The organism is Neobacillus novalis NBRC 102450, from assembly GCF_001591805.1.
Classification (GTDB): domain Bacteria; phylum Bacillota; class Bacilli; order Bacillales; family Cytobacillaceae; genus Neobacillus; species Neobacillus novalis.
In genome coordinates this window covers 51,209-75,587 of the sequence record NZ_BCVP01000026.1, presented here as the reverse complement: position 1 = coordinate 75,587, position 24,379 = coordinate 51,209, and the positions used below count along the sequence as shown (strand labels likewise).

The following is a 24,379-nucleotide window of genomic DNA, read 5'->3' as shown; positions in this document are numbered from 1 at the left end:
TGGAAAATCACACCTATAATTGTATTATTATTGGTAATTCTGTAATTGCAACGGAAAATGCCGACCAATAATATAAAATAGGTAGGAGATTAATAATCATTAGAAGGGGGTTCTTCTTCCTTTGAAAATAGAAACTAGACCGACATCAAGACATCCATTACTACCATTTCAAAGAGGATTGTACCTCCCAGTTTTAGAGAAGTTCTGGCTTAGTCACGGATTTGCTCTTATATGGATGGTTTTTTCAATTGTGCTTTCGGTCCCATGGGTAAAGGAATTGGGGCAAGTGGTGACGGTTCCTGTTGCCATTGTTATCATTACTGGCATTGCTTATTTACCAGGGTACTTAAATGCCTTTATGGTTGTAAGTCTCTTGTTTGACCGACAGCCAGCTTTTAAAACGCTTAACCCAAAAGAACCTTTGAGTATCTTAATTGCTTGTTGGAATGAAGAAAAGGGAATTGCCATGACTTTACAACAATTAGCAAAACAAGACTATGAAGGGTTGATGCGGATTTACGTGATCGATAATAATTCATCAGATCATACAGCAGAGGTTTCAAAACAAGCAGGTAGAGAATTGGGACTTGATATTCACGTCCTTTTTGAGAAGAAACCTGGTAAACATCATGCATTAAATAAGGCTCTTTTATCAGTGGATACAAAATATACCATCACTTTAGATGCCGATACATTACTCCATCCCCAGGCAGTTAGAAGATTAGTGGCTCGTATGGAATCTGCACCAAAAGAGGTATGTGCCGTAGCTGGAGCTGTTCTTGTACGTAATAGCCGCGAAAACTGGTTAGCGAGACTTCAAGAATGGGATTACTTTTTAGGAATTGCTTCGATTAAGCGTCTACAGGGTTTGTATCAAGGAACGCTTGTAGCACAAGGCGCGTACAGTCTTTATCTGACAGATGTTATTAAAGAAGTGGGCGGATGGCCAGATGCAATAGGAGAAGATATTGTACTTACTTGGGCATTTCTAGAGAAAAACTATAAGGTCTATTTTGAGCCAACGGCGATTGCCTTTACGGATGTGCCAACGAAATTTAGCCACTTTTCCCGCCAGCGCAGCCGTTGGGCACGGGGGATGATTGAAGCGCTAAAACGAGTAAAACCGTGGGAACAGCCAAGGATCTTCACCCGTTATTTAACAGGCTCGAACTTGGTGATGCCCTTCTTGGATTTTGTTTATACATTTGTATGGATCCCTGGACTAATCCTGAGTTTCTTTGGGGTTTTTTGGATTGTCGGGGCTCATACCTTACTTGTTCTGCCTCTAGCACTCCTCGCAAATTATTTGCTCTATCGGTATCAAAAAGGAGTTTTTCATGAATTAGGATTACGAATTCGAAAAAATCGAATAGGGTTTATCTTTTTTGTGTTGTGCTACCAAATGATGATGTCACCCGTTTCCGTTTGGGGATATATTCAGGAATTCATGCAGCGGAAGAGGGTATGGAGATAGTGGAAATCTTGGGTCAGACCCCAGACAGGCTAAAGCTTTAGCGCACTGGAGGTGTGACCTTACTTTTTTTTGAAAAATGTCCATTATAAAGGGACATCAAACTTTTTTATGGAGCAAAGCTATATACAATTAATATAAATTAAGGGTCAGTCCCCCGGCGCATTAAAGCTTTAGTACACCGGGGGACTGACCCTTTTTTCCTTAGGGCCATACATATTTTTTAGTGCTGTTATCCAAGATACGACGGATTCCCGTTCTTCGGTACAATAATCAAGAACACTGTTTGTGGAGCACTCTATCAGCTTTTTTGTCTCTTTTTTCAAGAATTCTGCTCCATCCTGTCAAGATAACAGCTGCTAAAACCATAAGTGATCCAATCCAAGTGGTGTGAATCAGACCGACTGAATCTGTAATAATCCCTCCTAAGTAGGAACCAAGTGCAATTCCGGCGTTAAAAGCAGCAATATTAATCGCTGAAGCTACATCAACAGCGGTTGGAACAAACCGCTCTGCTAACATGACCACATATACCTGTAATCCAGGTACATTCATAAAAGCGAGAAGACCCATGAAGAAGAGGGTAATAATGCCTCCTATTTTAAATGGTGCTGTAAACATGAAGATAAATAGAACAACTGCTTGAAGTATGAACATATAAAATAAAGCTTTAATTGGATTTTGATTCGATAGCTTTCCGCCTATCATATTTCCAATCGCAATGGCAATACCATATATGAGCAGAAGCACAGCTACCGTGCTTTCTTTGTATCCAGTTATTTCTTGCAGGATTGGTGATAAATAAGTGAAGACAACAAATGTCCCACCGTACCCTAAGGCAGTAATAATAAATAAGAGTAATAAACGTCCATTTTTCAGTAATTTGAACTGATCGCCGAACGTAGTCCGCGTTCCCTTTCGTAAGTCAGACGGAACGAGAATGCTATTTGCAATGAGGGCGATGATACCAACGGCAATAATAATAAGAAAGGCCATTCTCCAGCCGAATTGTTGTCCAATAAATGTTCCAAATGGCACACCTGTAACAGTTGCTACCGTTAGTCCTGAAAACATGATGGCTATGGCACTGGCTCTTCGATTTTCAGGTACTAAATCGGCTGCAATTGTTGATCCAATCGACATAAAAATACCATGTGAAAAGGCTGAAATTACACGAGCTGCAAGTAAAATACCGATGCTGCCCGCACTTGCTGCCACACTATTACCAATAATAAAAACAATCATAATCCAAAGTAATAAAGATTTTCGTGACATACTAGACGTGATGGATGTCAGGATAGGTGCCCCGAAAGTTACACCTAAAGCGTAAAGGGAAACAGTTAAGCCGGCTGTTGTAACCGGTACTTTTAAATCCACCGCAATTAGCGGTAATAACCCTACACTAATAAATTCTGTCGTCCCTATTGCAAATGCACTCATTGCTAAAGCCAGAAGTGCAAATGTACTTCGTTTTTTATCGATAGACATTTTTATCCTCCTAATTTTTGGGTATTGTGTGAAAAACTTGCTTAAATTAAACAAAATAAATAAATCAATACATACATTTCAACCGGCTAATGTTATTATGAGATATATCATAATAAATGAGAAGTACGTACTTAAAAGTAATATAGGTACTTTTTAGTACCTACTAATTAGGAGGCGATAGAAAATGAAGGAAAAGAAATACAATATATCAGTGGAAGCAACACTGGAAGTTATCGGGGGAAAGTGGAAATGCGTGATTCTATGCCATTTAACACATGGTAAGAAACGTACAAGTGAATTGAAACGTCTTATGCCAGATATTACCCAAAAGATGTTAACCCAGCAATTACGTGAATTGGAGGAAGATGGAGTCATTAATAGAATTGTCTATAATCAAGTTCCGCCAAAAGTGGAGTATGAGCTCAGTGAGTATGGATGGAGTTTGAGGGATATTTTAGATTCGCTTTGTCTATGGGGAGAAAAACATATTACGAGAGTATACGGTGATAAATTTGCAGTCTTAGAAGAAAATATTTTAAATGAGCATCTGAAGTGATCTTATCTTTTGATAAACCCTCATTTTTTTGGCAAATATTTAGGCAGCACCTTCGCGTTATTCTATCTTAAAATTTTCACGTACTATGCAATCGTTAAAGTTGAGAAGGTAGAAAATACTTCATCCTACGTGGTGAGTATTTCCGCAATCAGGCCATATAGTCGAAGAAATTATGTTAAAATTTAAACAATATGTGATCCCAATTCAACAGATCCCTGGAATTTTTGAAATTAAGGGTCAGTCCCCCGGCGCATTAAAGCTTTAGTACACCGGGGGACTGACCCCTTTTTCCTGGGGCTGCCCTTTTTTGTAGTATGAAATTCCTCTCAAAGAAAAAAAGAAACCAACTTGGTTCAATCACAAGCTGATTTCTAATGTTGAGTCACTTTATTTGTATTACGTTCTTGCTCATTCCGTAGGCATTTCGTTAAAGAACGCTACGTCCTCGATAGGAAGGCGGGTAGTCGGATGTCCTGGTTTTGTTGCTTTTCCAATCGCAATAAGCATCACTGGCACATATTTTTCGTCAATTCCGAAGGCTTCAACAAACTGTGCTTTGTTGTATCCTCCCATCGGAACTGTGTCGTAGCCTTTGGAACGGGCGACAAGCATGAGCTGCATGGAGATCAATCCACCATCCGTATTTACGACTTGGCGCGCTACTTCTGGTGAGAAGCTTGAGTACGTGCTTACCGTCCGCTCAATGAATGATTTAGCCGTATCAACCGGCATAAAGCCAGCTTCAACTGCTTGGCCATAAATCTTTTCAGCGTTCTTGTAGCTTTCCAGGTCACCAAGAACAGCAATAACGGCAGAGGCTTCGACTACTTGTTGTTGGTTAAACGCGATCGGCAAAAGCTTGTTCTTAAGCTCTGGCTTATCGATGACTAAAAAACGCCATGGCTGCAGGTTCGAAGACGAAGGAGCCAATGTTGCTAATTCTAGTATTTCGGTCATTTCTTCGCGTGAAATCTGCACTGTTGGATCATATGAACGAACAGAACGGCGTCTCTGAATCACATCAATGAACGTTTGCTGTTCCTGCTTTTCAATAGTTTGTAAGTTTGACATAATTTTGCCTCCTAGTGATGTAAGGATCGTTTCTTTCCCCAAAATACGAACATTCTAAGGGAATTCATATATAGTTAGGATATAAACCCTTTTATGAAAATTTGAAAAAAATCTATCACTTTTCGTATTCCACTAGGTTACATTACTTAAATCAAAACGAATTGTCAAAAATAATGGATGGGATAAGGGGGGGAACTCTGTCCTGATTACTTATCATAGGAAAGAAGGGTAAAAGAAGGGTAAAAGAAGGGTAAAAGAAGGATGGCGCGCAAATTGAATAATTACAATATTCATAACATTTCTAAAAAAATATAAATAGTGTAAAATTATAGGAAAGGAGTGTGATGAACAAATGAAAGCACAGGTGATTAAGAAATTTGGAGATCCATCTGTTTTTGAGCTTGCTGAAGTTCCTAAGCCTGAAGTAATTCCTGGGCATGTTGTTATTCAAGTAAAAGCAACAAGTGTAAATCCAATTGATACAAAGGTACGCAGTGGTTTGGTAGCAGCAGTTGCACCAGAGTTTCCGGCGGTGTTGCACGGCGATGTAGCAGGTGTTGTTACAGAGGTCGGAGAAGGGGTAACAGAGTTTAAGGCCGGTGATGAAGTCTATGGCTGCGCAGGCGGTTTTAAAGAAACGGGTGGTGCCCTTGCAGAATATATGCTTGCGGATGTTCAGCTTCTGGCTCCTAAACCAAAAAACGTAACGATGGCACAAGCGGCAGCGCTTCCTTTAGTAACCATTACGGCGTGGGAATCGCTTTATAATCGTGCAAATGTGCAAACCGGACAAACGGTACTTGTTCATGCTGCCACAGGCGGGGTCGGACATGTTGCAATTCAGTTAGCAAAGCTAGCCGGCGCAAGAGTATTCACAACGGCTTCATCTGCGGAAAAGTTAATCATCGGAAAGCGTTTAGGTGCAGATGTGGCTATTAATTATCGGGAACAGTCAGTAGAGGAGTATGTAAAGGAACATACAGATGGAAAAGGATTCGATATTGTATTTGATACGGTTGGTGGCGAGAACCTCGATCGGTCTTTCCAAGCGGCGGCCACTAACGGGACAGTATTAGCTATCGCAGCGCGATCAACACACGATTTGTCTCCTCTTCATGCTAAGGGACTCTCCTTACATATTACGTTCATGCTTTTGAAAGTACTGAATAAGGAGCAAAGGCAGGATCACGGGAAAATATTACGCGAAGTAACGAATCTTGTAGAGGAAGGGAAACTTCATCCCTTAGTCGATGAAAAAACGTTTACTTTTGATCAAGTAAGTGAAGCACATACTTTATTGGAATCAAACAAGGCAATTGGAAAGGTCGTATTAACAAATGAATGGTAACTAGTGGGGAACTTATCCCTTCATGAGTAGAGAAGTATGTATTTTTTATACGCCTCTACTCTTTTTTGTGCATTACGTTTACACTTAACTGCAAGGATAAAAACTGATTACGTTGTATCCATAATCGTTCTAAATTTTACAGTAGTATCAAATAATAATTAAGTTAAATGGGATATAATCAAAGAGAGAAATTAATAATCATTAGAGGTATTCAATGAAGGTATATAGATTAAATAGGCAGTTTAATGGATATAAAAAAGGAGCGCAGTTTTACCTGGTCAGCGAATCAGAATTTATCGGGGTTAAAGAGTTTGTATTTTTAACGGAAGATTTAACAAATAGGATATCAATCAATGAAAGCGAAGTTATTAAGAATTTTACATACATAAAGGAAATCTTTTAACCAAGGGAACTGTATGAAGAAAACACAAGAAAAAGCATGATCATTCACCTGTGGAATAGGGCATACTTTTTTCATTGACCGAGAGACCATAAAGGTTAGTGTTTCCATTAATCTCAAAAGCAATCAGTTTGTCAATGAAATTTATGAAAATAATGATAGTAAGTATGATACTATTTTGTAAAATTGAATGAGGTTGCGCAATGTAGGGATTAAAAAAGGGGGGATTTATTTGAAGAAAAGGTATCCAATAGGCCTGATTGGAGCCCGTTCCACTGGGAAAATTGGAGAAAAGGTGTCCAAAAGGCTTGATTGGAGCCCGTTCCACTGGAAAAATTGGAGAAAAGGTATCACAATAGGCTTGATTGGAGCCCGTCCCACTGGAAAAATTGGAGAAAAGGTATCCAATAGGCTTGATTGGAGCCCGTTCCACTGGGAAAATTGGAGAACAGGTGTCCAAAAGGCTTGATTGGAGCCCGTCCCACTGGAAAAATTGGAAAAATGGTATCCAATAGACCAGATTGGAGCCCGTTCCACTGGGAAAATTGGAAAAATGGTATCCAATAGACCTGATTGGAGCCCGTCCCACTGGAAAAATTGGAGAAAAGGTATCCAATAGGCTTGATTGGAGCCCGTTCCACCGGAAAAATTGGAGAAAAGGTATCCAATAGACCTGATTGGAGCCGAGTCCAAAGGGACTTTTCTTGTGGCCAGTAAATCCTCAATAAAAACCACAAGAAACGTCATTGGGCCATCAACTAGACGGTAGATTTGCTGACAATGGTAGTATGTTATAAGATAATGGTGATGTATTTGATCGGCAAACTATTACGAGGAAAATCTCCAAAAAGAAGGAAGTGCTATACGATGAATTTAGAAATGGTTATGCAGGAGCTTGAAGCCCTTGGCAAGGAACGCACTAAAAAAATGTACATATCCAATGGTGCGCATGAGCCGCTTTTTGGCGTGGCAACAGGTGCAATGAAGCCAATAGCCAAGAAAATAAAAATAAGTCAACCGTTAGCTGAAGAACTTTATGCCACAGGGAACTACGACGCCATGTACTTTGCGGGCATTATTGCAGATCCAAAAGCCATGACTGAGTCGGATTTTGATCGTTGGATGGATGCGGCATATTTTTATATGTTGTCCGATTATGTGGTGGCTGTAACCTTATCAGAGACAGATATTGCACAAGAAGTTGCTGATAAATGGATCGCAAGCGGTGAAGAGCTGAGAATGTCAGCGGGTTGGAGCTGCTATTGTTGGCTTCTAGGGAATCGAAAAGACGTTGAATTTTCAGAAAACAAGATTTCTAATCTGCTTGATTTTGTCAAAAATACGATTCACGATTCGCCGGAACGAGCGAAATCTGCTATGAATAATTTTCTATACACCGTGGGGATTTCTTATTTGCCGCTCCATGAAAAGGCAGTCGAGACCGCAAAGGAAATAGGTATAGTAGAAATGAAACGGGATAAGAAAAAAAGCAGTTTTCTCAATGCTTATGAAAGTATTCAAAAAGAAGTCGATAAAGGAAGGCTTGGTTTTAAACGGAAGTATGTAAGATGTTAAAATGAGCATCTCATTGCGAAACAATTTTCACTTTTCAAGGGCATTGTCCAGCAAGGATCGATGAGGGATTAATGCCCTTATTTGTGAAAGTTTCTTCTTAGCTAAAGCCCTCAACTAAATAAAAAATGGGAGGGTTCGGAACCCTACTCCCACATATCCTCCATTAACCTATTAATTTGCTTTCTTCGCTCCTGAGTTCCTGGCACGTCAATAGAAATATGCTCGCCATCCATCACTAGGATATCGCCCACTTTTGCGCCACTAGGAAGACGGTTCGTTCATATATCGATAAACGTGCCATCTTCTTTTTCACAAACGACTAGATCTCCTTCAAAACGATCAATGATCAGCTTCACTTCACTCACTCCTTATTTGGGAATAAAAGATGTTTGTGTTTGATATTGTTTCCCATCTGCCTGAACTGTAATATGGGAAGGATTCATCTTTATTACGTTAATGTGGTGAAATTAGAGGACATTATCTATTTAGATTACTTGTGTAAGTTGGAGCGGAAATCAATAACATCTACTTTTTAGAAAGCTTAGATGAAACATAGAAATGAATAGAATTTCTTGAAGAAACATGTCATGATTTAAGTAAGCAATTCAAGTTAACAGATTCTTCAAAGGGGAGAGACTTAGATGGCCCAAAAATACATAGAACTAAATTCGAAAACGATTGATAAGTGGGTGGAGGATGGTTGGTTATGGGGGCAGCCGATTAGTCATGAGATTTTTGAAAAAGCGAAAAAACATGATTGGTTTGTAGTCCTAACTCCAACCAAGCCCGTACCAAAGGAATGGTTTGGCGAAATCAAAGGTGCCGAAATCCTTGGCTTAGCTTCTGGCGGTGGTCAGCAAATGCCGATCTTTTCGGCATTAGGAGCAAAGTGTACGGTATTGGATTATTCAGAAAAGCAATTGGAAAGTGAAAAAGAAGTGGCAAAACGAGAGAAATATGAGATCAACACAGTCAGGGCTGATATGACCAAGCCGTTACCATTCGAGGATGAATCATTCGACTTGATTTTCCATCCTGTTTCCAATTGTTATGTGGAGGATGTTGTGCCGATATGGAAAGAATGTTACCGAGTATTGAAAAAAGGCGGAATCCTCTTGGCAGGATTAGATAACGGTTTTAATTATCTATTTGATGAAGAAGAAACAACCTTTACGAATCAGTTGCCATATAATCCATTGAAGGATCCCGAGCTATATGAAAAATCGCTAAAAAATGACTGGGGCATCCAGTTTTCACACACAATTGAGGAACAAATAGGGGGACAATTACAGGCAGGCTTCATCCTAACTGATATTTTCCAAGATACAAACGGTTCAGGTAAACTTCATGAATTCAATGTCCCCACTTTTTATGCAACAAGAGCTATTAAAAAGTAGCTAGAACGTTTATCGGCATTAATCGTTTGGGGAGTGTGTGGCTTTAATGAGTGATTTCGCATTTGAATCCCTTTACCTGCACAAACTCCATGCTAGTGTGGTGGATGCAAATGTTGGCTCTGCAAGGATCCTTTAAAAGAATGGCTATGAATTAGAAGGAGAATTAAGGGATCACTATTTTATTGAAGAAACCTAATTTAACGCTTTAATTTTCGGAAAAATTCAAACCAAAAAAGATTAATATTCAAAAGATTTCCAAAGGATGGAGCCATTGAACTTCATCCTTTTTTTATATAATTAAAGTTCGAAATGTTGTAAAAAAAGAAAAGAAGGTGGACTCACCTTCCTAATTTGATTTGATTATCGAGTTTTAACTACGCTGAATCGTAGAGGTTGAGAAGTTTTTGACCATCTTTTGAAGGTTTCGATGCCCCTCTCTTAATTTAATAGTTTCATCGATAATTTTTTGGAATCCTTCCAAATCTCTATCGCTTGCATGTAATAAAGACTTCGGTAGACCTTCGACGATTTGTTGTAGGGTTAGTTCCATACTCAGGGATCATGACCACCTTTCAACTTACTCGTTTGACATCTGTTCCGTTTTCTTTACTATTTTGTAGCGGAATGATTTTTTCCTGCCTGCACGGTAAAAAAGTTATCTACATTAATCTCCATATTTTATAAAAAACAGAAAAAAACCCCCTTTTTTGGACAAATTAACACGGTAAACCAAACGGTGATTCTCTTATTTGTAGAAAAATATTTAAAATGTATGGTTACTAGCAAAGTTTCTGGCATCAACTATTTGAAACCTGAATATAAAGTCCAATAAAGGTTAGGTGAATTCTGAATGGACCTAAAAAATTATAATAGACTGTCAGTTCCAGAGCTAGAAAATGTAATTGAGTAATAGAGGGCGGCAAAATGAAAAAAGTGCAGTGGATAAGGGGAGGATTAAAATGATTGTTGATTGCCATTTTCATGTGGACGAAACAATGCTGACTCTAGAAAAAATGATAGAGGGTATGGATAAAAATGATGTAACAAAAACAGCGCTAATTGCCCCCATGAACGAAACAATGTTTGAAGCGGATAGCAATTTTCAACATAATTTACAACGCTTATTTCGTTTTCTAATTCTATATACACCTCAAATTGGATTCAAAATTTATGATGGTCTAGTAAAGGATGGCTATATGAAACTTTACGGCAATTCATACAAGATTTTTACCAAGCCGAGCAATGATATTGTTGCTGCTGCCATTGATCGATTTCCAGACCGGTTCCTGGGCTGGGTAGCAGTGAACCCAATGATCCCCGAATCAGTGGATGAAGTAGAATTATATCTAAATAAACCTGGTTTTATTGGAGTGAAAGCTCATCCGTTCATGCATGCATATAGTATTAAGGCTCTTAGTCCAGTTGCGGCTATGTGCGAATCAAAGGGCATACCTATGATTATTCATCTATCTTCAGAACTAGACTCCTATAAATATTTACCTGAAAATTACCCTAAACTTAAATTAATTTACGCTCATGCCGGTATTCCCTTTTGGAAAAAACTATGGAAATACGTAAGAAATCAGCCAAATGTTTTTTTAGACACTTCAAGTGATTATCTTAATCCATCTATAGTGAAGCAGGCAGTGGAATCTTTAGGATATCGTAAAATCCTTTATGGCTGCGACGGACCATATGGAATGAAAAAATTTAATAAATATGACTATTCGACTAAGAAAAATTGGATTGATACACTTCAAATTTCTGATAACCAAAAGGAATTTATCCTAGGAAAAAACTTCTTAGGTTTATTAAAAATTCTATAAAAAGATTAGTTAAAAAATTGCCACAATAAAGAAGGAGCAGCTGAATTTGCCGTATTGGCCTATTTAGCCGCTCCTTCTATTCTTAGGTCATTAAACGCTCCTTTTTTCAGAACATGCCTTTTTTCCCATTAAATAAATAGCAGGCAGGACTCCGGAATCATTTTTGTCGGAATCTTCGGGGAATTTGTGTTTTTAGAAGGAATTTCCAATATCTTTGAAGAATTCTTTCGATTAACAAATCCTAGGAGGTGTAGTTTTTTGTCGTTTTTGCGAAAAAAATCAAAGAGAGAATGGTTTGCTGTACTTTTGTCACTATTCATCCTGTTTTCCACGTTTGCTCCCCAGGCAGCACTGGCAGAAGCCAAGACTTCCTCTTTTTCCAAAGAGGAGCTTCAGTTGGAAAAGAAGCGGGAGCAGGATGCCAGGGCTGCTGAACCGAAACATGAAGGGCTTGAAAAAAGTGTGGATACCGACACGAACGAACTTTCCAACCTTTTAACCGGCCTTGGAATCAAACCTTTGCCGCTTGAAGAAGCAGCAGACAAAAAAGAGAAATCGGAAGCAACACTAAAGGAAGCGTTCAAGAAAAACAGTGAAGTCGACGTCATCATCAAAATGAAAAACCAACCAGACCTCCAGGCTATTTACCCCCAGATGAAACAAATGAAGAACCGTACCGATAAAATCAAAGCCATCAAAGATCACCTCACACAAAAAGCCGACAACTCGCAAAAAGGAATTCATCAGGCACTAAAGGCGATGGAATCAAAAGGAAAAGCCAAGAAAAAGGAAACATTGTGGATTATCAATGGTCTTTCCGCTACTGTGACGAAGGAAGCATACGATGAGCTGAAGCAGCGGGATGACATCGAAGAAATTTCACTGGATGGAATAATAAGTGTTCCTGAAATCACGGTCGAGGATGCTCCGCCAAGGCTTCCGGAGTGGGGCCTTGAGAAAATTTTCGCACCAAAAGTCTGGGGGCAATACGGGCTTAAGGGCGAAGGAATTGTAGTTGGCATCATGGATTCCGGAGTTGACGGAAATCATGAAGCCCTAAGAAAGAATTACCGCGGCCGTGACGGCAATCAGCAATATTCCTGGATCGACTTGTCAGGTCAAAATTATTCAACACCAAATGACGGGAATGGCCATGGTACCCACGTTGCCGGGACGGCAGTGGGAGGCGGCGACGGTGAGCCAATCGGCGTTGCTCCTAGAGCGGAATGGATTGCAGCCAAAATTTTCAACGACAGCGGGAATGCCACTCTTTCGGGCATCCACCAGGCATTCCAATGGTTCCTTGCACCAGGAGGAGACCCATCCAAAGCGCCGAACGTTGTCAACAATTCTTGGGGGAATTCGAATACATACACTCTCGAATTCTATGAAGATGTGAAAGCCTGGATCGCAGCAGGCATTTTTCCCTCCTTTGCTGCGGGAAATGACGGGCCGGGGTCCCAGACGATCGGATCACCGGGCAGCTTCCCGGAAACGTTTGCCGTCGGAGCCACTGATATGTTTGACCAAACGGCCTCATTCTCTAGCAGAGGCCCGGTTTACTGGGAGGATGGCAATGGCGAAAGGAAGCAGATCATCAAGCCGGATATTTCCGCCCCGGGCCACCAGATTTATTCGGCATGGCCAGGTAAATTAAATAAAGGAAAATATAACACAATCAGCGGGACATCAATGGCCACACCGCATGTTACCGGAGCGATTGCGCTTCTTTACCAGGCAAACCCGAAGCTGACAGTTGATGACGTTAAAAAAATCCTGAAGGATACAGCCCGCAAGGATCCTCATATGGGAACCCTGCCAAACGATTCCTATGGTAGCGGGATCATCAATATTTACCAGGCGGTCACCGAAGCGGTTTTTGCCGGTGAATTGAAGGGGACTGTAAAAAACAAAAAGGGTGAGCCAATCGCATCGAATATGAACATAGATGCTGAAGGTCTCTCCTACCAAATCACGAAGGATGGCAGCTTTTCTTTTAAAATTAGGGAAGGCTCTCATAAAATAACGGTTACTTCCTTTGGCTACAAGACATATGAAGGAACAGTCACCCTTAAGAAAGGCGAAGTAACGAATGCCAACTTTGTCCTTGAAGAAGCGGAGGCCTATACCGTCAACGGAAAAGTTGTTGACGAGTCCGGCAAGCCGGTTCCATATGCGTTTATCCGAATAAAAAACACGCCTTTTTCCGCCATCCGGACAGACGAGGGAGGCAATTTTGAAATCAAGCGGGTTCCGGCAGCGGCCTATGAAATGCAGGTAACAGGTGAGGGCATCAAAGGCAAAGCAGAGGAACTGACTGTAAACAAAAATATCACGCTCGAACTGAAGGTTCAGAGGCTTGCAGCCGCACCAAGCAAACAGTGGGGCATGGCAAATGGGAATGCCCAGCGTAATGCCGTCTCCGGCAACGCAATTGACGCAGCTTCCCTGGAAAAGTCCTGGGAATATAGTGCGGAAGGAAAAGGTGACATCCTTTTCTCCACACCTGCCGCCGCTAATGGTTATATAGTTTTAACTACAGACAGGGGCTGGGTCGTTGGACTCGATTCCAAGTCAGGCAAGGAACGATGGTCTGTCAGGGTTGGCAGCATGAACCGTTCGTCACCGACCATTGAACAAAACACAGTCTACCTTTCCGGCGGCCAGGATGGGAAGATTTATGCGCTTGACCTCGCATCCGGCAGCATCAAATGGAGTACAACGGTCGGGGTAATGGCAATCTATGAATCTCCTGTTTACTATGAAAGCACTCTTTTCGTATCCTCAGACCTTACGGAAAATGCGCATTTACATGCATTGAACCCTGAAACGGGCAGTAAGCTGTGGAGCGTAAAGCTGGGCGCACCGACTTATTTTGGGCCAAGCATCGGGAATGGCTTGATTTATGTTGGCAGCTATGACAACCAAACGATTCGTGCTTTGAAAATAAAAGACGGCACTGAAGTGTGGCAGAAAAAACTATCCGGAGAAGGGATTGCCTCTAAGCCTGTGTACGACAACGGAGTCCTTTACTTTACAGGCATCAATTTCGATACTGACGGCGGCACACTGTATGCATTAGATGCTCAGGCAGGAGCAGAAAAATGGAAGGTTCCCGGGATCGGAGATACCCAGGCGGGATCGCCGATTGTCTATGAAAATATGGTCATCATGGGATCAGCAGTGCAGTCCAATCTGCGTGCATTCGATAAGGAAACGGGGAAAGAATTGTGGAGCAACACATCTGTCGGAACAACATTGAATAGCGGTTCGGTAACGGCGAACGGCCTGCTGTTCTTTGCTTCCACGACCGGTTCCGTATCGGTTCTGGACGTTTTTACCGGTGAAAGGCTAAAGGATATCATTCTTCCGGTTTACAGCACATCGGGAATTCCAATCCTGCCAGGCCAGGTGATCCTCCCACATTTAAAAGGTATTGTAAGCTATCAGTCTCCCGGTATTCTTACTGGGTCCTTGAAGGATGCGAACGGCCAGCCGGTCAAAGGAACGCTGACGGTCGAAGAAACCGGTGAAACAACGGCAGCGGAAGCAGACGGCAGCTTTGTGCTGAAGCATGCTCCAGGTGAATACACGGTCCTCATTTCGCTTTATGGCAAAAAGCAGATCAGCGAGAAGGTCCAGTTTGTATCCGGCTATAAGCTCACGAAAGATTACCAGCTTGAGGATGCGAAGAAAGGCTCGCTATCGATTGCCGTCAAGGATAAACGTACAGGCAAATCGCTCAAAGGCGTTAATATCGACATGAAGTCTGCCGGAATTCACGGCGTGACGGATGACGATGGCATGTTTGCTAAAGAAGACGTCTTCGAAGGCACATGGGACATTGCATTTTCGCTGGGCGGATTTAAGGACGGCACCAGTAAAATTGCTGTAAAGTCGGGTGAAAATGCAACACTCATCTTTGAGTTGCAGCCAATTGATGTGGCGGTCCTGAATGACTATAAAGGCGACATCACCAAGCTCCTCGAAGCGAGCGGCTATCATGCGGAAGAACGGGACTGGGATGTTGTCAATGATATCGGCCGTTACAAGGTATTATACCTGAACGGCGCATATGGCACGGATGGATTAATCCCGACAGAGAAAGAAGTTACGAATCTAATTAATGAAGCAAGCAAGCATAATGTGAGCATTATTTTTACCGACCAATGGGGACAAAGCTATGGTTCCATCCACCAGCTGAAGGATTATTACCAAAATCCAAGTGACCTTGGCCACAGTTATAATGAAGGCGAAGTGAGGCTGAAGGTGGAGGCCGAGCATCCGATTTTGAAGGGTTACAAGGCGGGGAGTGAGATCCCGCTGCTGATGAATAATGCGGACTTTGCCTGGTTCAATAACTACACAGGCCGGACGCTTGGCAAAATCGGCGCCGCGAAAATTGGCTATGTTGGGTCCGGCGTTGCCTATCAGGCCGTCTCGGAAAATAGCGCCCATCTCTTGTTGTCGAGTTTTGCTTCTGTACCATGGGAAACAGCCGATGACTGGATGCTAGGACAGAAACAAATTCTCTTGAATAGTCTTGACTGGCTGTACAGCTCCCAGTTCGGAAAAGTATCCGGAACAATCGTGAATGCCGCCGGAGAACCGGTCGAAGCGAGTATTGAAGTAGTCGAAACAGGTGTGAAGGTGGAGAGCAGCGCAAATGGGGAATTTGAATTTTTCCATGATGAAGGCACCTTTACCCTTGAGGTGCGCGGCAAAGGCTATGGCACCTATACTGGAACGTTCACATCAGAGAAAGGCAAGCCTGCCGAAGTAGCCGTTAAGCTTGGAAACTCGGAAAGAGGAAGCTTGTCCGGCGTGGTTACGGATGGGTTGACAAACCTTGAAATTGAAGGAGTGAAAATAGCAGCCACGAATGCTGCCGGGGCAATAGCAGCAGAAACTCAGTCCGCAGCGAACGGCCGTTACCAGCTGACAGGGCTTCAGGAAGAAACGTATACACTTACCTTCAAAAAAGAGGGATATATTATCTACTCGGAGAAGGTGGACATTGCCCGCCATTCAGGCGACATCGATGTGAAGCTTCATACGATGCCATCGGTTGCTGTCGTAGGGGACCACTATACAAGTGACACCAGCTTTAAAGCATTGCTCAAGGAATTCGGCATCACGGCTGTCGAGATCCAGCCTGCCGACCTACCGACGCGAATGGCTGAATTTGATGTGGTCTTCCTCAACGAGCCAAGCACGATTGGATTTACCAAAACCGCTTTTGAAAATACAATGAAAGCAGCCGACGCAGCGGGAACGAGCGTGATATTTGGCGATAACTACTGGAGCGGTTCAGGCCTCAACCACCTGGTCAACTACAGGAAGGACCCTGAATCCCGGACAACCGTCCGGAGCACAACACAGGCGGCAATTTACAAAGTCATGGCAGAGCATCCTATCTTTGGCGGTGCAAAAGCCGGTGATGCGATTAAAATTTTGACACCTGCCGCAAGTACCTTTGCTTATTTTAAAAATTACAGTGGCTATCCGCTCGCAGAAATCGGCCTTGATGGTTCATCCACAACAGACGGGCTTGGAATCGCGTATAAGCCAAGGACCGAAAATAGTGTGGAACTGTTAATGGGCGGCCACGGATTCTCGTCGTACCATGGTTCAAAGGACTATACCCAGGAAGGAAAGCAGATCTTGCTCAATGCCATCCTTTGGGCAGCTAATGTAAAATTTCCTGTTTTGAAAGGGACCATCCTCGATGAAGACGGCGAACCGCTGAAGGCTGACATCAAAGTAAATGGCCAGCCTTTTGAAACGCAATCCGATTCTACCACCGGTGGATTCTCGATTGCCATCCTCGATGGCACGTATGATGTGAGTATTAGTGCTTATGGGTATAAGACGGAATCAGTTAAATTGAAAGCAGAAGTTGATGGGGAACCGCAGACGATTTCAATGGAAGTGGCCGGTGATGTTGGGTCGATTGCCGGTACGGTCGAGAACGAAAAGGACGGAAATGCGATTTCTGGCGCCAAGGTGACGCTAATCGGCAAACCGAGGTCGACCGATTCTAATACCCAGGGGCAGTTCAGCCTTTCGAAAATCGAACCGGGCACCTACACGGTCCGTGTGGAAAAAGAAGGGTTTGTCCGCAAGGATGTTTCAGTCAAGATCGTTAAAGGGGAAAAGCTTGCTTTAAGTGTGAAACTTAGTCCTTCCTCAACGATTGGGCTGATTGTCGACCTAACAGCCTCTGGAACTTCCTTTAAACAATACTTAGAGGGACGAGGTTATAAAGTGGTATACCTCGACTTCAAGGATATTGACAAGCTTGATGGGGTCGACCTTGTGTTCGCGAACTCAGATTATAAGCCGGAAGTGGTGCCGAAAAAAGCAGAATTTAAGGCATTCCAGGAAGCATTGGACAAAAAGCGCAAATCAGTCATCTGGACCGGCCAAGCCGGCGGCCGCGGCTCGATCCGTTATTTGTACGAGTATGATGGAGATCCTTCGTCCATTTTTGACGGCACGAATAAAACCGGCTCAAAAGGCATCGTAACCGAAGATCATCCATTGGCGGCAGGCTTTAAGGCCGGAGATGTAATCGACATCCCAGTTAAATCCGGTTACTATTACGGATTCAATGGCTATTCCGGAAAAACAGTCGTCGCTTTTGAACAATCACAGACCGGCGAAAAAGGTTCGATGGTGGCCTACAAGGGGCGGACAAGTGAATCATTGGAGATCCTGCTGGCGAATATGACCATCAGCAACGTTTTCCAACCAGGCGATCCGGCACTCTTTGACGCCGGCAGGGAAAAACTGCTTATGAACGCCATTGAATGGGCTCTTGCCGAGAAGGCCCCACTTGTAGGAGAACTGCACGGAATCATCCAGAACGAAAAGGGCATCAAGGTAAAAGGAGAGGCGATTATTAAAGAAACGGGCAAAAAGCTGATCTCCGATGAACAGGGAACATTCTTTACAGCGCTTGAAACTGGAACCTACACGGTTTCGGTAAAGGCTTTCGGCCATCACGAAAAAGAATTTACTGTTTCCATAAAGAATGGCCAGGTGTTGAATGAAGCCTTCACGATTCAATCTCAAAATGCCGGCATACTGAAGGGGAAAATCAGCGATGCCGTAACGAAGAATGTGATTGCCGGCGCTGCCGTTGAAGTCCTGGGAACTCCTGCCGTGGTGAAAACCAGTGCTGCAGGGGAATACGAGTTAACGTTGCAGAATGGCTCATATGAGGTTCGCATCAGTGCATCAGGCTACAAGCCAATATTTGAAACAGTTCAGATTGTCGAGGGGCAAACAGCAACACTCAATGTATCGATGGTTGCTTCCCAGAAAATTGCTATCCTTGCCAATCCGTATAATGAAGCGAAAATTGTTCCATTCATAAAGGCGTACGGCTATGACTTTGAATTTTATCCGTACACCGATTTTGAAACGCTGATTGAGAAGATTGGAGATTACAAGCTGATCATTGCCAATGACATCTCAAGTACAATGAAGGACCGTTTTAAGGTATTGGTCGAAAAAGCAAACGAACATCAGACCAGCATGATTTTCCCAGGCCAATACGGTTTCGGTTCCATAAGTGAGCTTTCAAAGGCCTATGGCGACCCGGAAAAAACAACGTCCAATTATGTCGATAAAGAACTCAACATCCGAGTCGACGAGAACCATCCGATTTTCCGTGGCTTTGAGGCTGGTAAGGAGTTTCCACTCCTGCAAAATATTAAGGGAGCCGTCCAATATTCCAGCTTTGAAAATTACAGCGGCACGACGCTTGGAACCTTGACCAATCCGGCAAAGGGACCTGCCGGCGCATCTGTCGCCGTGAAGTTCAGTTCGCCAAATAGCGTACACATTCTGTTGTCGGCACTGCATATCGGCAACTACGGCGACCCTGAGGAACGCTGGACAGAAAATGCGGTGCAGCTATACCTGAATGCCATCGATTATGCGTTGATTGCAAGCCAGGGTGAAATCAAAGGAGTGGTGACAGATGCCCAGGGCAAGCCGATTGCCAATGCGCTTGTCTCAATCCCGGGCACGAACGTCAAAACCACAACGAATTCTGCAGGAAGCTACCGGATTGGCATTGGAACCGGCAAATACGATGTGAAGGTTCAGGCACGAGGCTTTACTGAACAGACCGGCCAAGTAGAAATTATGAAAACCGGGAGCAGCTTTGAATTGAATTTTGTACTGAAAGCAATTGAGGGCTCCAACCTGAAGGGAATGGTTGTCGACAAAAAGACTGGTACGCCGGTCGCAGGTGCTTCTGTGACGCTTATTCCAAAGGATGATCCGGATTTCAAAGGGAACGCAGCGAGCAGTTCTGACGGATCATTTGTATTCGAAAACCTGCTCCCGGGTGAATACATGATCGAAGTGGTCCAAGATGGCTATCTGCCGGCCAAGACTGAAGTCAAGGTCGGGGAAGAGGATCTGACCGTGAAGCTTGAACTGAATGCCATCGAAGTGGCAGTCCTCGGCGACCTGAACGGCGAGATAAGCAAGTTCTTGAACGACCAAGGGATTTTTGCGGAAGAAAAAGGCTGGGATCTCCTTGGCCAGTTAAACAAATACGAAGCTGTGGTGGTCAACACGAACACCGGCACGAAGGAACAGGTTGACCAGTTGATCAAGAAAAGCGATGAGCATAAAGTCAGCTTAATCTTTACCGGTACATGGGGGATGAAAGACGGCTCGATCCAGCTGCTGAAGCAGGCTCTAGGAGTGCCGGAACAAGATCAGCAGGGCTACAATGAAGGGGCTGTTTATCTGAAAAGCTTGGCGGACCATCCGCTGTTTGCAGGCCTTAAAGCGGATGAAAATGGTTTGATCAAAATCCATCCGGAAAAGAGCCCATATGCCACATTCAAAAATTATAGCGGAACCTCATTGGCAGGATTGAACGTCGACGGTGAGGACAAAGGAAATGCGATTGCGTATGAATTCAGGGGCATAGACCATATGCACCTGCTGCTGTCCTCGTTCACTGCAACCAATATCATCGGTCCGGAACACGGCTGGACGGCAGACGGCAAACGACTGTTTGCCAATGCGGTACGCTGGTCGATGAATGCGGAACAGCAGCTTCCAAATGCACCGGTCTGGGATGTTGACAATCAGAAGGTAAAAAGTGAACCGGCCATTGTTACAGGAAAAGCCGATGCCGGAACAACCGTTCATGTGTATGAACAAGCGGGCAATAAGATTAACCTCCTCGGCACTGTGAAAGCGGCCATAGACGGAACGTTCTCAATCGAGCTGAACCTTCCTAACGGTCAACATACGCTCATTGCTGAGGCGGAAAACTTTGCTGGAAAAGCCAAGTCCACTTCCACCATGAAGCTGATTGTCACCGGAAAACCAGAGAAGAAATAGAGAGAATTAGCATCGTCTTTTTGGGCTTCCCTTAATGGGGAGCCTTTTTTGTGCAAGGGCAGTTCCACTTTTGCTTTAAACAAGCATGAATTTAATGTTACAGGTTGGGTCATGTTACTTCGGTAATAACAGACCCCGAATCCTGGAAGGTATAATCTCTCGGAGGTGCAAGTCCTCCCGTAGGAATATTAGTATAACCTACGAAGACTAAAACCGGCCTATTCTTTTTGTTTTTCATAAAAACATGCATTTATAATAGGTTAAAAGAAAATACTTGGAAGGGAACCTGGAATTGTCTTCATTTCCACAATGATGAAGCATTAAAGAAGAACCGGGAAGACAATAAATTTTCAAAAAGTGGAGGAAATAGATCAATGTATTGTTCAATAGCTGGATTTATCGAGGATTGGAATCAAGAAGCTGCGTTAACTCAAAGCCTAATGGATGTATTACAGAATGGTACTTTGCGGCAACAAGTTTCATCGGACGACCGGACATTAGGGAGAATTGCCTGGCATATTGTAACCAGTACACCCGGAATGTTAATCGAGTTTGGCATCAAGGTCCCTCTAGTCGAAAACGCTAAAACCGTTCCAGAATCAGCGAAGGAAATAGCAGGGGCATTTCGAAGAGTAAGCACCGAGCTTTCGACTTAAGAAATAGGAGCTATCCGATGAAAAGGAAAGCTCCTGATTTTTATTCAATAAAGTGATGCTTCTACTGCTACTTTCTTTTTACTATATGATCTTGGATATGGTTTAGGCTCTTATTTCATGAGCTTCACTGCAACCATCAGTAGTTATCGAATGATGTATGTATTTGCGGCTGTTATTTCACTAGTCTCAGTAGTAATTTATTTCTTTTTCATCACATCCCAGAAAAAAATAAAATCGTAGCCGCAGTATAAACAAGTAACAAAGCCATGATGATATTGAAAACCGTCTGATATTTAGCAATCAACTTCTTGAATAATGACCCAAAGAAGCTCCAACTGAATGTCCCTAAGAATCCAATCACAGCTAACAAGATTACAAATAGAAACTGAGTCAAATAATGGTGATAAAAGGGTGTCACGAATGTGGCTGTGACTGTAATGGCATAAATAGTTGCTTTAGGATTGATGAATTGCAACATAGCGCCTGACTTTATATTGTTATATCGATTATTAAATTGTTGTTCTTTACCAAGTTTGCTCGTAATTATTTTATAAGCTAGATAAAGTAAATAGAGACAACCAAATAATTTCATAATTAACTCGACTTCTGGAAGAACGGTATTTAATGCAACACTAAAATAATTAGCGAATAATAATATTATAAAAAATCCAAAACCAACCCCTATGCAAAATCTGAAAGTCTGTTTCAAACCAAATTTATTAGCGTAATACAACGACATAATATTATTAGGCCCCGGTGTGAAACTTGCGACAAATGCATAAACCAATAGTGACAACATTGACATGATGACTTCACCCCTTGTATGTTATAATGTACAAAAATGCGTTATGTTGATATGTGCTTTAAATTGTACATTATATACGTTATATTGTAAATAAGAAATGGGGGATACGATGTGAAGGAAATACATATGGTGGTTGCTGAAAATATGAAGGTATACCGAAAGGCTAATAAATTAAGTCTGGATAAAGTTTCAGAATTAACAGGTGTCAGTAAAACAATGTTAGGCCAAATAGAACGTGGAGACTCTATTCCAACGATAACGACCATGTGGAAAATTGCTAATGGATTAAAGGTTTCTTTCACTTCACTAATTAAGGAATCAACGAATGATATAACGATCATATCAAAAAACGATTTATTGGAATTGCCAGAGAATGATGGGAAATATAAAGTGTATCCATATTTTCCGTTCGAAGATGATAAGCAGTTTGAAATATACATGGTAGAAATTGAACCGGGGGGGTATTTAGAAGCAGATCCTCATCATGATGGCACAGAGGAATACATTACTGTATTTGATGGGCAGCTCGAATTAACGATATTAGGGCAAACCTTTTTACTCGAAAAAGATCACGCAATCAGATTCAAAGCTAACTGTAAACATGCGTACCACAATCCAAGCAATGAATTGACAAGATTAAATATGACAATTAATTATCCATCCATGTAGATCAGACCATATGTAAAAATTCCAATGGTTTCTCACCCCATTTAATTGAATATGGAAATTGATAATCTTCTTTTAAAAATAAAAAGGTTAGAAAAAAAGGTAAAATAAATGAACGTAAGTTTCTGAAATTAAGTAAAAAGGAGATAGAATTAATTTCTATCCCCTTTTGCATAATTTTTAAAAAATATCATCTACTACGAAATTACTTCTGCGTAATCTCCTTATAGAAACGGTAGGTAGCCATCCAAAATACAAGAGCCAAAGCACTGACAGCGACACCGAATAAACATACCCCTTTCCAGCCATAATTTGCGTATATGTTGGTTGAAATTATGGAACCCGTGGCACTGCCAACAGAATAAAAAACCATGTATGCAGCAGTAAGCCGACTTCTTGCTTCAGGACGGACTGTAAAAATCAAACTCTGATTGGTGACATGAACTGTTTGTACAGCAAGGTCAAGAAGGATTATGCCAATAACTAATAAGAGAATTGAATAGTTAATAAAGTTAATAAAGAACCATGATGCTATTAGTAACACTAATGCTATAACCGTTGTAAGTTGTCCTAATCCTCTGTCAGCTAGTCGCCCAGCCCGTGCTGCAGCTAATGCTCCAGAAACTCCAGCCAGACCAAATGCTCCAATAGCAGTATGTGAAAATGAGTAAGGTGGAGAACTTAACGGTAACACCAATGAAGTCCAAAAAGTACTAAAAACAGTAAAAATCAAAAGTGCCAATATCCCACGAATAAGCAGAATCCTTTCTTGAACAAATAACATGAGAACAGAATGTAACAACTTTGGGTAGGATAGAGATGGACGCTTGTAAACCGTACCCGGAAGTTTTTTGTGTAGTAAGCCAATCAAAATTAGTATTAATATAGCTGAAGAAAGGTAGACAGAACGCCAACCTCCAAGATCAGCCATTATGCCAGCAAACGTCCTTGCCAGTAAGATGCCAATGACAACTCCACTTGTAATGAAACCAACTACTCGTCCACGCTCAGCAGGAACAGCCAACGTTGATGCATATGCGACTAGAGTTTGTGTAACAGTGGCAAGCAAACCTATCACTGAAATTCCAATGAAAAACACTATACTGGTAGGAGCTATACCAACAACAACTAAAGCAACAACTAACAGTAACATTTGACCAATAATCACATGTCGTTGACTTAATAAATCACCCAGAGGGACCAAAAACAGCAGTCCTAATGCATAACAAATCTGAGTAATTGTAATGACGATTCCAATGGTCGAGGGATAAATACTGAATTCAGTAGCTATTGAGTCGAGTAATGGATGGGCGAAATAGATGTTAGCAACAGCCATACCACAAGCTATTGCTAATAATAGTTCTGTATATCGAGACATGGTTGAACTGGATGCGAATTGTAACTCATCCGTTTTTGTAGCAAAATCATCAGCCAATTTTATATTTTTTTCTTTACTAGCCAATTTATTACATCTCCTTTTTATTAATTTTACTGTTCAGTATAATATACTGGTCAGTATAAAATGGTACTTTATAAATATAATCTTAGCTTGTTTAGGTGTCAAGTTAGTTTTGAATGTTATCTATTGTTCATCAAAGAATTTGGTCATTAACATATGAGATTATAAGCACATCCTTAATCATTTCAATTGGAGAGTTTAAATGAAAAAACCACCCAATATTGACAGAAAGGATATAAATGAATAAAATCAAAATATACTGATTGGTATAATATGAGGAGGT

The 24,379-nt window shown here is 42.0% G+C and carries 16 protein-coding genes and 1 pseudogene; 11 read left to right on the top strand and 6 right to left on the bottom strand.

Translation table 11 applies throughout. From position 1 onward, the window contains the following. Positions 1–121: 121 nt before the first annotated feature. Positions 122–1,474, top strand: coding sequence for a glycosyltransferase family 2 protein (locus BANVL01_RS18980; protein ID WP_066086735.1), 1,353 nt, complete (start codon positions 122–124; stop codon positions 1,472–1,474). A gap of 270 nt (positions 1,475–1,744) precedes the next feature. Here BANVL01_RS18980 and BANVL01_RS18975 read toward each other — a convergent pair whose 3' ends face one another. Continuing rightward, positions 1,745–2,959 (bottom strand): MFS transporter, encoded by a 1,215-nt coding sequence (locus BANVL01_RS18975; protein WP_066086743.1) that lies wholly within the window; start codon positions 2,957–2,959, stop codon positions 1,745–1,747. A gap of 184 nt (positions 2,960–3,143) precedes the next feature. Between BANVL01_RS18975 and BANVL01_RS18970 the strand changes: the two genes are divergently transcribed. Continuing rightward, positions 3,144–3,515 carry a winged helix-turn-helix transcriptional regulator gene (locus tag BANVL01_RS18970; protein ID WP_066086748.1) on the top strand — a complete coding sequence of 124 codons (372 nt, stop codon included), beginning with the start codon at positions 3,144–3,146 and terminating at the stop codon, positions 3,513–3,515. Positions 3,516–3,923: 408 nt separating this feature from the next. Here BANVL01_RS18970 and BANVL01_RS18965 read toward each other — a convergent pair whose 3' ends face one another. Then, positions 3,924–4,586 carry a nitroreductase family protein gene (locus BANVL01_RS18965; protein ID WP_066086753.1) on the bottom strand — a complete coding sequence of 221 codons (663 nt, stop codon included), beginning with the start codon at positions 4,584–4,586 and terminating at the stop codon, positions 3,924–3,926. 352 nt (positions 4,587–4,938) lie between these two features. On the opposite strand from BANVL01_RS18965, the gene BANVL01_RS18960 reads away from it, so the two are divergent. The 4 genes from BANVL01_RS18960 (at position 4,939) to BANVL01_RS18945 (ending at position 7,909) form a co-directional block, all read left to right on the top strand. Further along, positions 4,939–5,934, top strand: a complete 996-nt coding sequence (locus BANVL01_RS18960) for a zinc-dependent alcohol dehydrogenase family protein (protein ID WP_066086756.1) — start codon at positions 4,939–4,941, stop codon at positions 5,932–5,934. 214 nt (positions 5,935–6,148) lie between these two features. Beyond that, complete coding sequence (locus BANVL01_RS18955; RefSeq protein ID WP_066086759.1) at positions 6,149–6,337, top strand: hypothetical protein; 189 nt, start codon at positions 6,149–6,151, stop codon at positions 6,335–6,337. A 229-nt stretch (positions 6,338–6,566) separates the two neighbouring features. Beyond that, positions 6,567–6,803, top strand: a complete 237-nt coding sequence (locus tag BANVL01_RS18950) for a hypothetical protein (protein ID WP_066086762.1) — start codon at positions 6,567–6,569, stop codon at positions 6,801–6,803. A gap of 398 nt (positions 6,804–7,201) precedes the next feature. Further along, entirely contained in the window at positions 7,202–7,909 is a 708-nt protein-coding gene (locus BANVL01_RS18945; protein ID WP_066086765.1) for a DNA alkylation repair protein, read from the top strand. Between the two features lie 143 nt (positions 7,910–8,052). On the opposite strand, the pseudogene BANVL01_RS28335 reads toward BANVL01_RS18945, so the two are convergent. Further along, positions 8,053–8,172: pseudogene (locus BANVL01_RS28335) on the bottom strand (DUF3006 domain-containing protein); the annotation flags it as partial. A 378-nt stretch (positions 8,173–8,550) separates the two neighbouring features. On the opposite strand from BANVL01_RS28335, the gene BANVL01_RS18940 reads away from it, so the two are divergent. Beyond that, positions 8,551–9,306 carry a class I SAM-dependent methyltransferase gene (locus tag BANVL01_RS18940; RefSeq protein ID WP_066086767.1) on the top strand — a complete coding sequence of 252 codons (756 nt, stop codon included), beginning with the start codon at positions 8,551–8,553 and terminating at the stop codon, positions 9,304–9,306. A 370-nt stretch (positions 9,307–9,676) separates the two neighbouring features. Here the strand turns inward: BANVL01_RS18940 and BANVL01_RS27875 are convergent, their stop codons facing one another. Continuing rightward, positions 9,677–9,856, bottom strand: coding sequence for a hypothetical protein (locus BANVL01_RS27875; protein ID WP_066086771.1), 180 nt, complete (start codon positions 9,854–9,856; stop codon positions 9,677–9,679). A 409-nt stretch (positions 9,857–10,265) separates the two neighbouring features. Between BANVL01_RS27875 and BANVL01_RS18930 the strand changes: the two genes are divergently transcribed. The 3 genes from BANVL01_RS18930 to BANVL01_RS18920 all read left to right on the top strand — a co-directional run bounded on the left by BANVL01_RS18930 (position 10,266) and on the right by BANVL01_RS18920 (position 21,166). Continuing rightward, entirely contained in the window at positions 10,266–11,132 is an 867-nt protein-coding gene (locus BANVL01_RS18930) for an amidohydrolase family protein (protein WP_066086774.1), read from the top strand. Positions 11,133–11,390: 258 nt separating this feature from the next. After that, positions 11,391–20,510 carry a carboxypeptidase regulatory-like domain-containing protein gene (locus tag BANVL01_RS18925; protein WP_066086777.1) on the top strand — a complete coding sequence of 3,040 codons (9,120 nt, stop codon included), beginning with the start codon at positions 11,391–11,393 and terminating at the stop codon, positions 20,508–20,510. A 374-nt stretch (positions 20,511–20,884) separates the two neighbouring features. Continuing rightward, positions 20,885–21,166 (top strand): hypothetical protein, encoded by a 282-nt coding sequence (locus BANVL01_RS18920; RefSeq protein ID WP_066086780.1) that lies wholly within the window; start codon positions 20,885–20,887, stop codon positions 21,164–21,166. 211 nt (positions 21,167–21,377) lie between these two features. Here the strand turns inward: BANVL01_RS18920 and BANVL01_RS18915 are convergent, their stop codons facing one another. Further along, positions 21,378–21,971 (bottom strand): LysE family translocator, encoded by a 594-nt coding sequence (locus tag BANVL01_RS18915; protein ID WP_066086784.1) that lies wholly within the window; start codon positions 21,969–21,971, stop codon positions 21,378–21,380. A 111-nt stretch (positions 21,972–22,082) separates the two neighbouring features. Between BANVL01_RS18915 and BANVL01_RS18910 the strand changes: the two genes are divergently transcribed. Continuing rightward, entirely contained in the window at positions 22,083–22,640 is a 558-nt protein-coding gene (locus BANVL01_RS18910) for a helix-turn-helix domain-containing protein (protein ID WP_066086786.1), read from the top strand. 202 nt (positions 22,641–22,842) lie between these two features. Here the strand turns inward: BANVL01_RS18910 and BANVL01_RS18905 are convergent, their stop codons facing one another. Further along, positions 22,843–24,072: an MFS transporter gene (locus BANVL01_RS18905; RefSeq protein ID WP_425311863.1), complete on the bottom strand. Its 1,230-nt coding sequence runs from the start codon at positions 24,070–24,072 to the stop codon at positions 22,843–22,845. Positions 24,073–24,379 lie beyond the last annotated feature (307 nt).

Excerpts from the sequence above, each read along its gene's own strand:
- BANVL01_RS18955 (WP_066086759.1), top strand. The coding sequence starts at position 6,149 with ATGAAGGTATATAGATTAAATAGGCAGTTTAATGGATATAAAAAAGGA.
- BANVL01_RS18970 (WP_066086748.1), top strand. The coding sequence starts at position 3,144 with ATGAAGGAAAAGAAATACAATATATCAGTGGAAGCAACACTGGAAGTT.
- BANVL01_RS18945 (WP_066086765.1), top strand. The coding sequence starts at position 7,202 with ATGAATTTAGAAATGGTTATGCAGGAGCTTGAAGCCCTTGGCAAGGAA.
- BANVL01_RS18975 (WP_066086743.1), bottom strand. The coding sequence starts at position 2,959 with ATGTCTATCGATAAAAAACGAAGTACATTTGCACTTCTGGCTTTAGCA.
- BANVL01_RS18930 (WP_066086774.1), top strand. The coding sequence starts at position 10,266 with ATGATTGTTGATTGCCATTTTCATGTGGACGAAACAATGCTGACTCTA.
- BANVL01_RS27875 (WP_066086771.1), bottom strand. The coding sequence starts at position 9,856 with ATGGAACTAACCCTACAACAAATCGTCGAAGGTCTACCGAAGTCTTTA.
- BANVL01_RS18960 (WP_066086756.1), top strand. The coding sequence starts at position 4,939 with ATGAAAGCACAGGTGATTAAGAAATTTGGAGATCCATCTGTTTTTGAG.
- BANVL01_RS18920 (WP_066086780.1), top strand. The coding sequence starts at position 20,885 with ATGTATTGTTCAATAGCTGGATTTATCGAGGATTGGAATCAAGAAGCT.
- BANVL01_RS18915 (WP_066086784.1), bottom strand. The coding sequence starts at position 21,971 with ATGTCAATGTTGTCACTATTGGTTTATGCATTTGTCGCAAGTTTCACA.
- BANVL01_RS18940 (WP_066086767.1), top strand. The coding sequence starts at position 8,551 with ATGGCCCAAAAATACATAGAACTAAATTCGAAAACGATTGATAAGTGG.
- BANVL01_RS18965 (WP_066086753.1), bottom strand. The coding sequence starts at position 4,586 with ATGTCAAACTTACAAACTATTGAAAAGCAGGAACAGCAAACGTTCATT.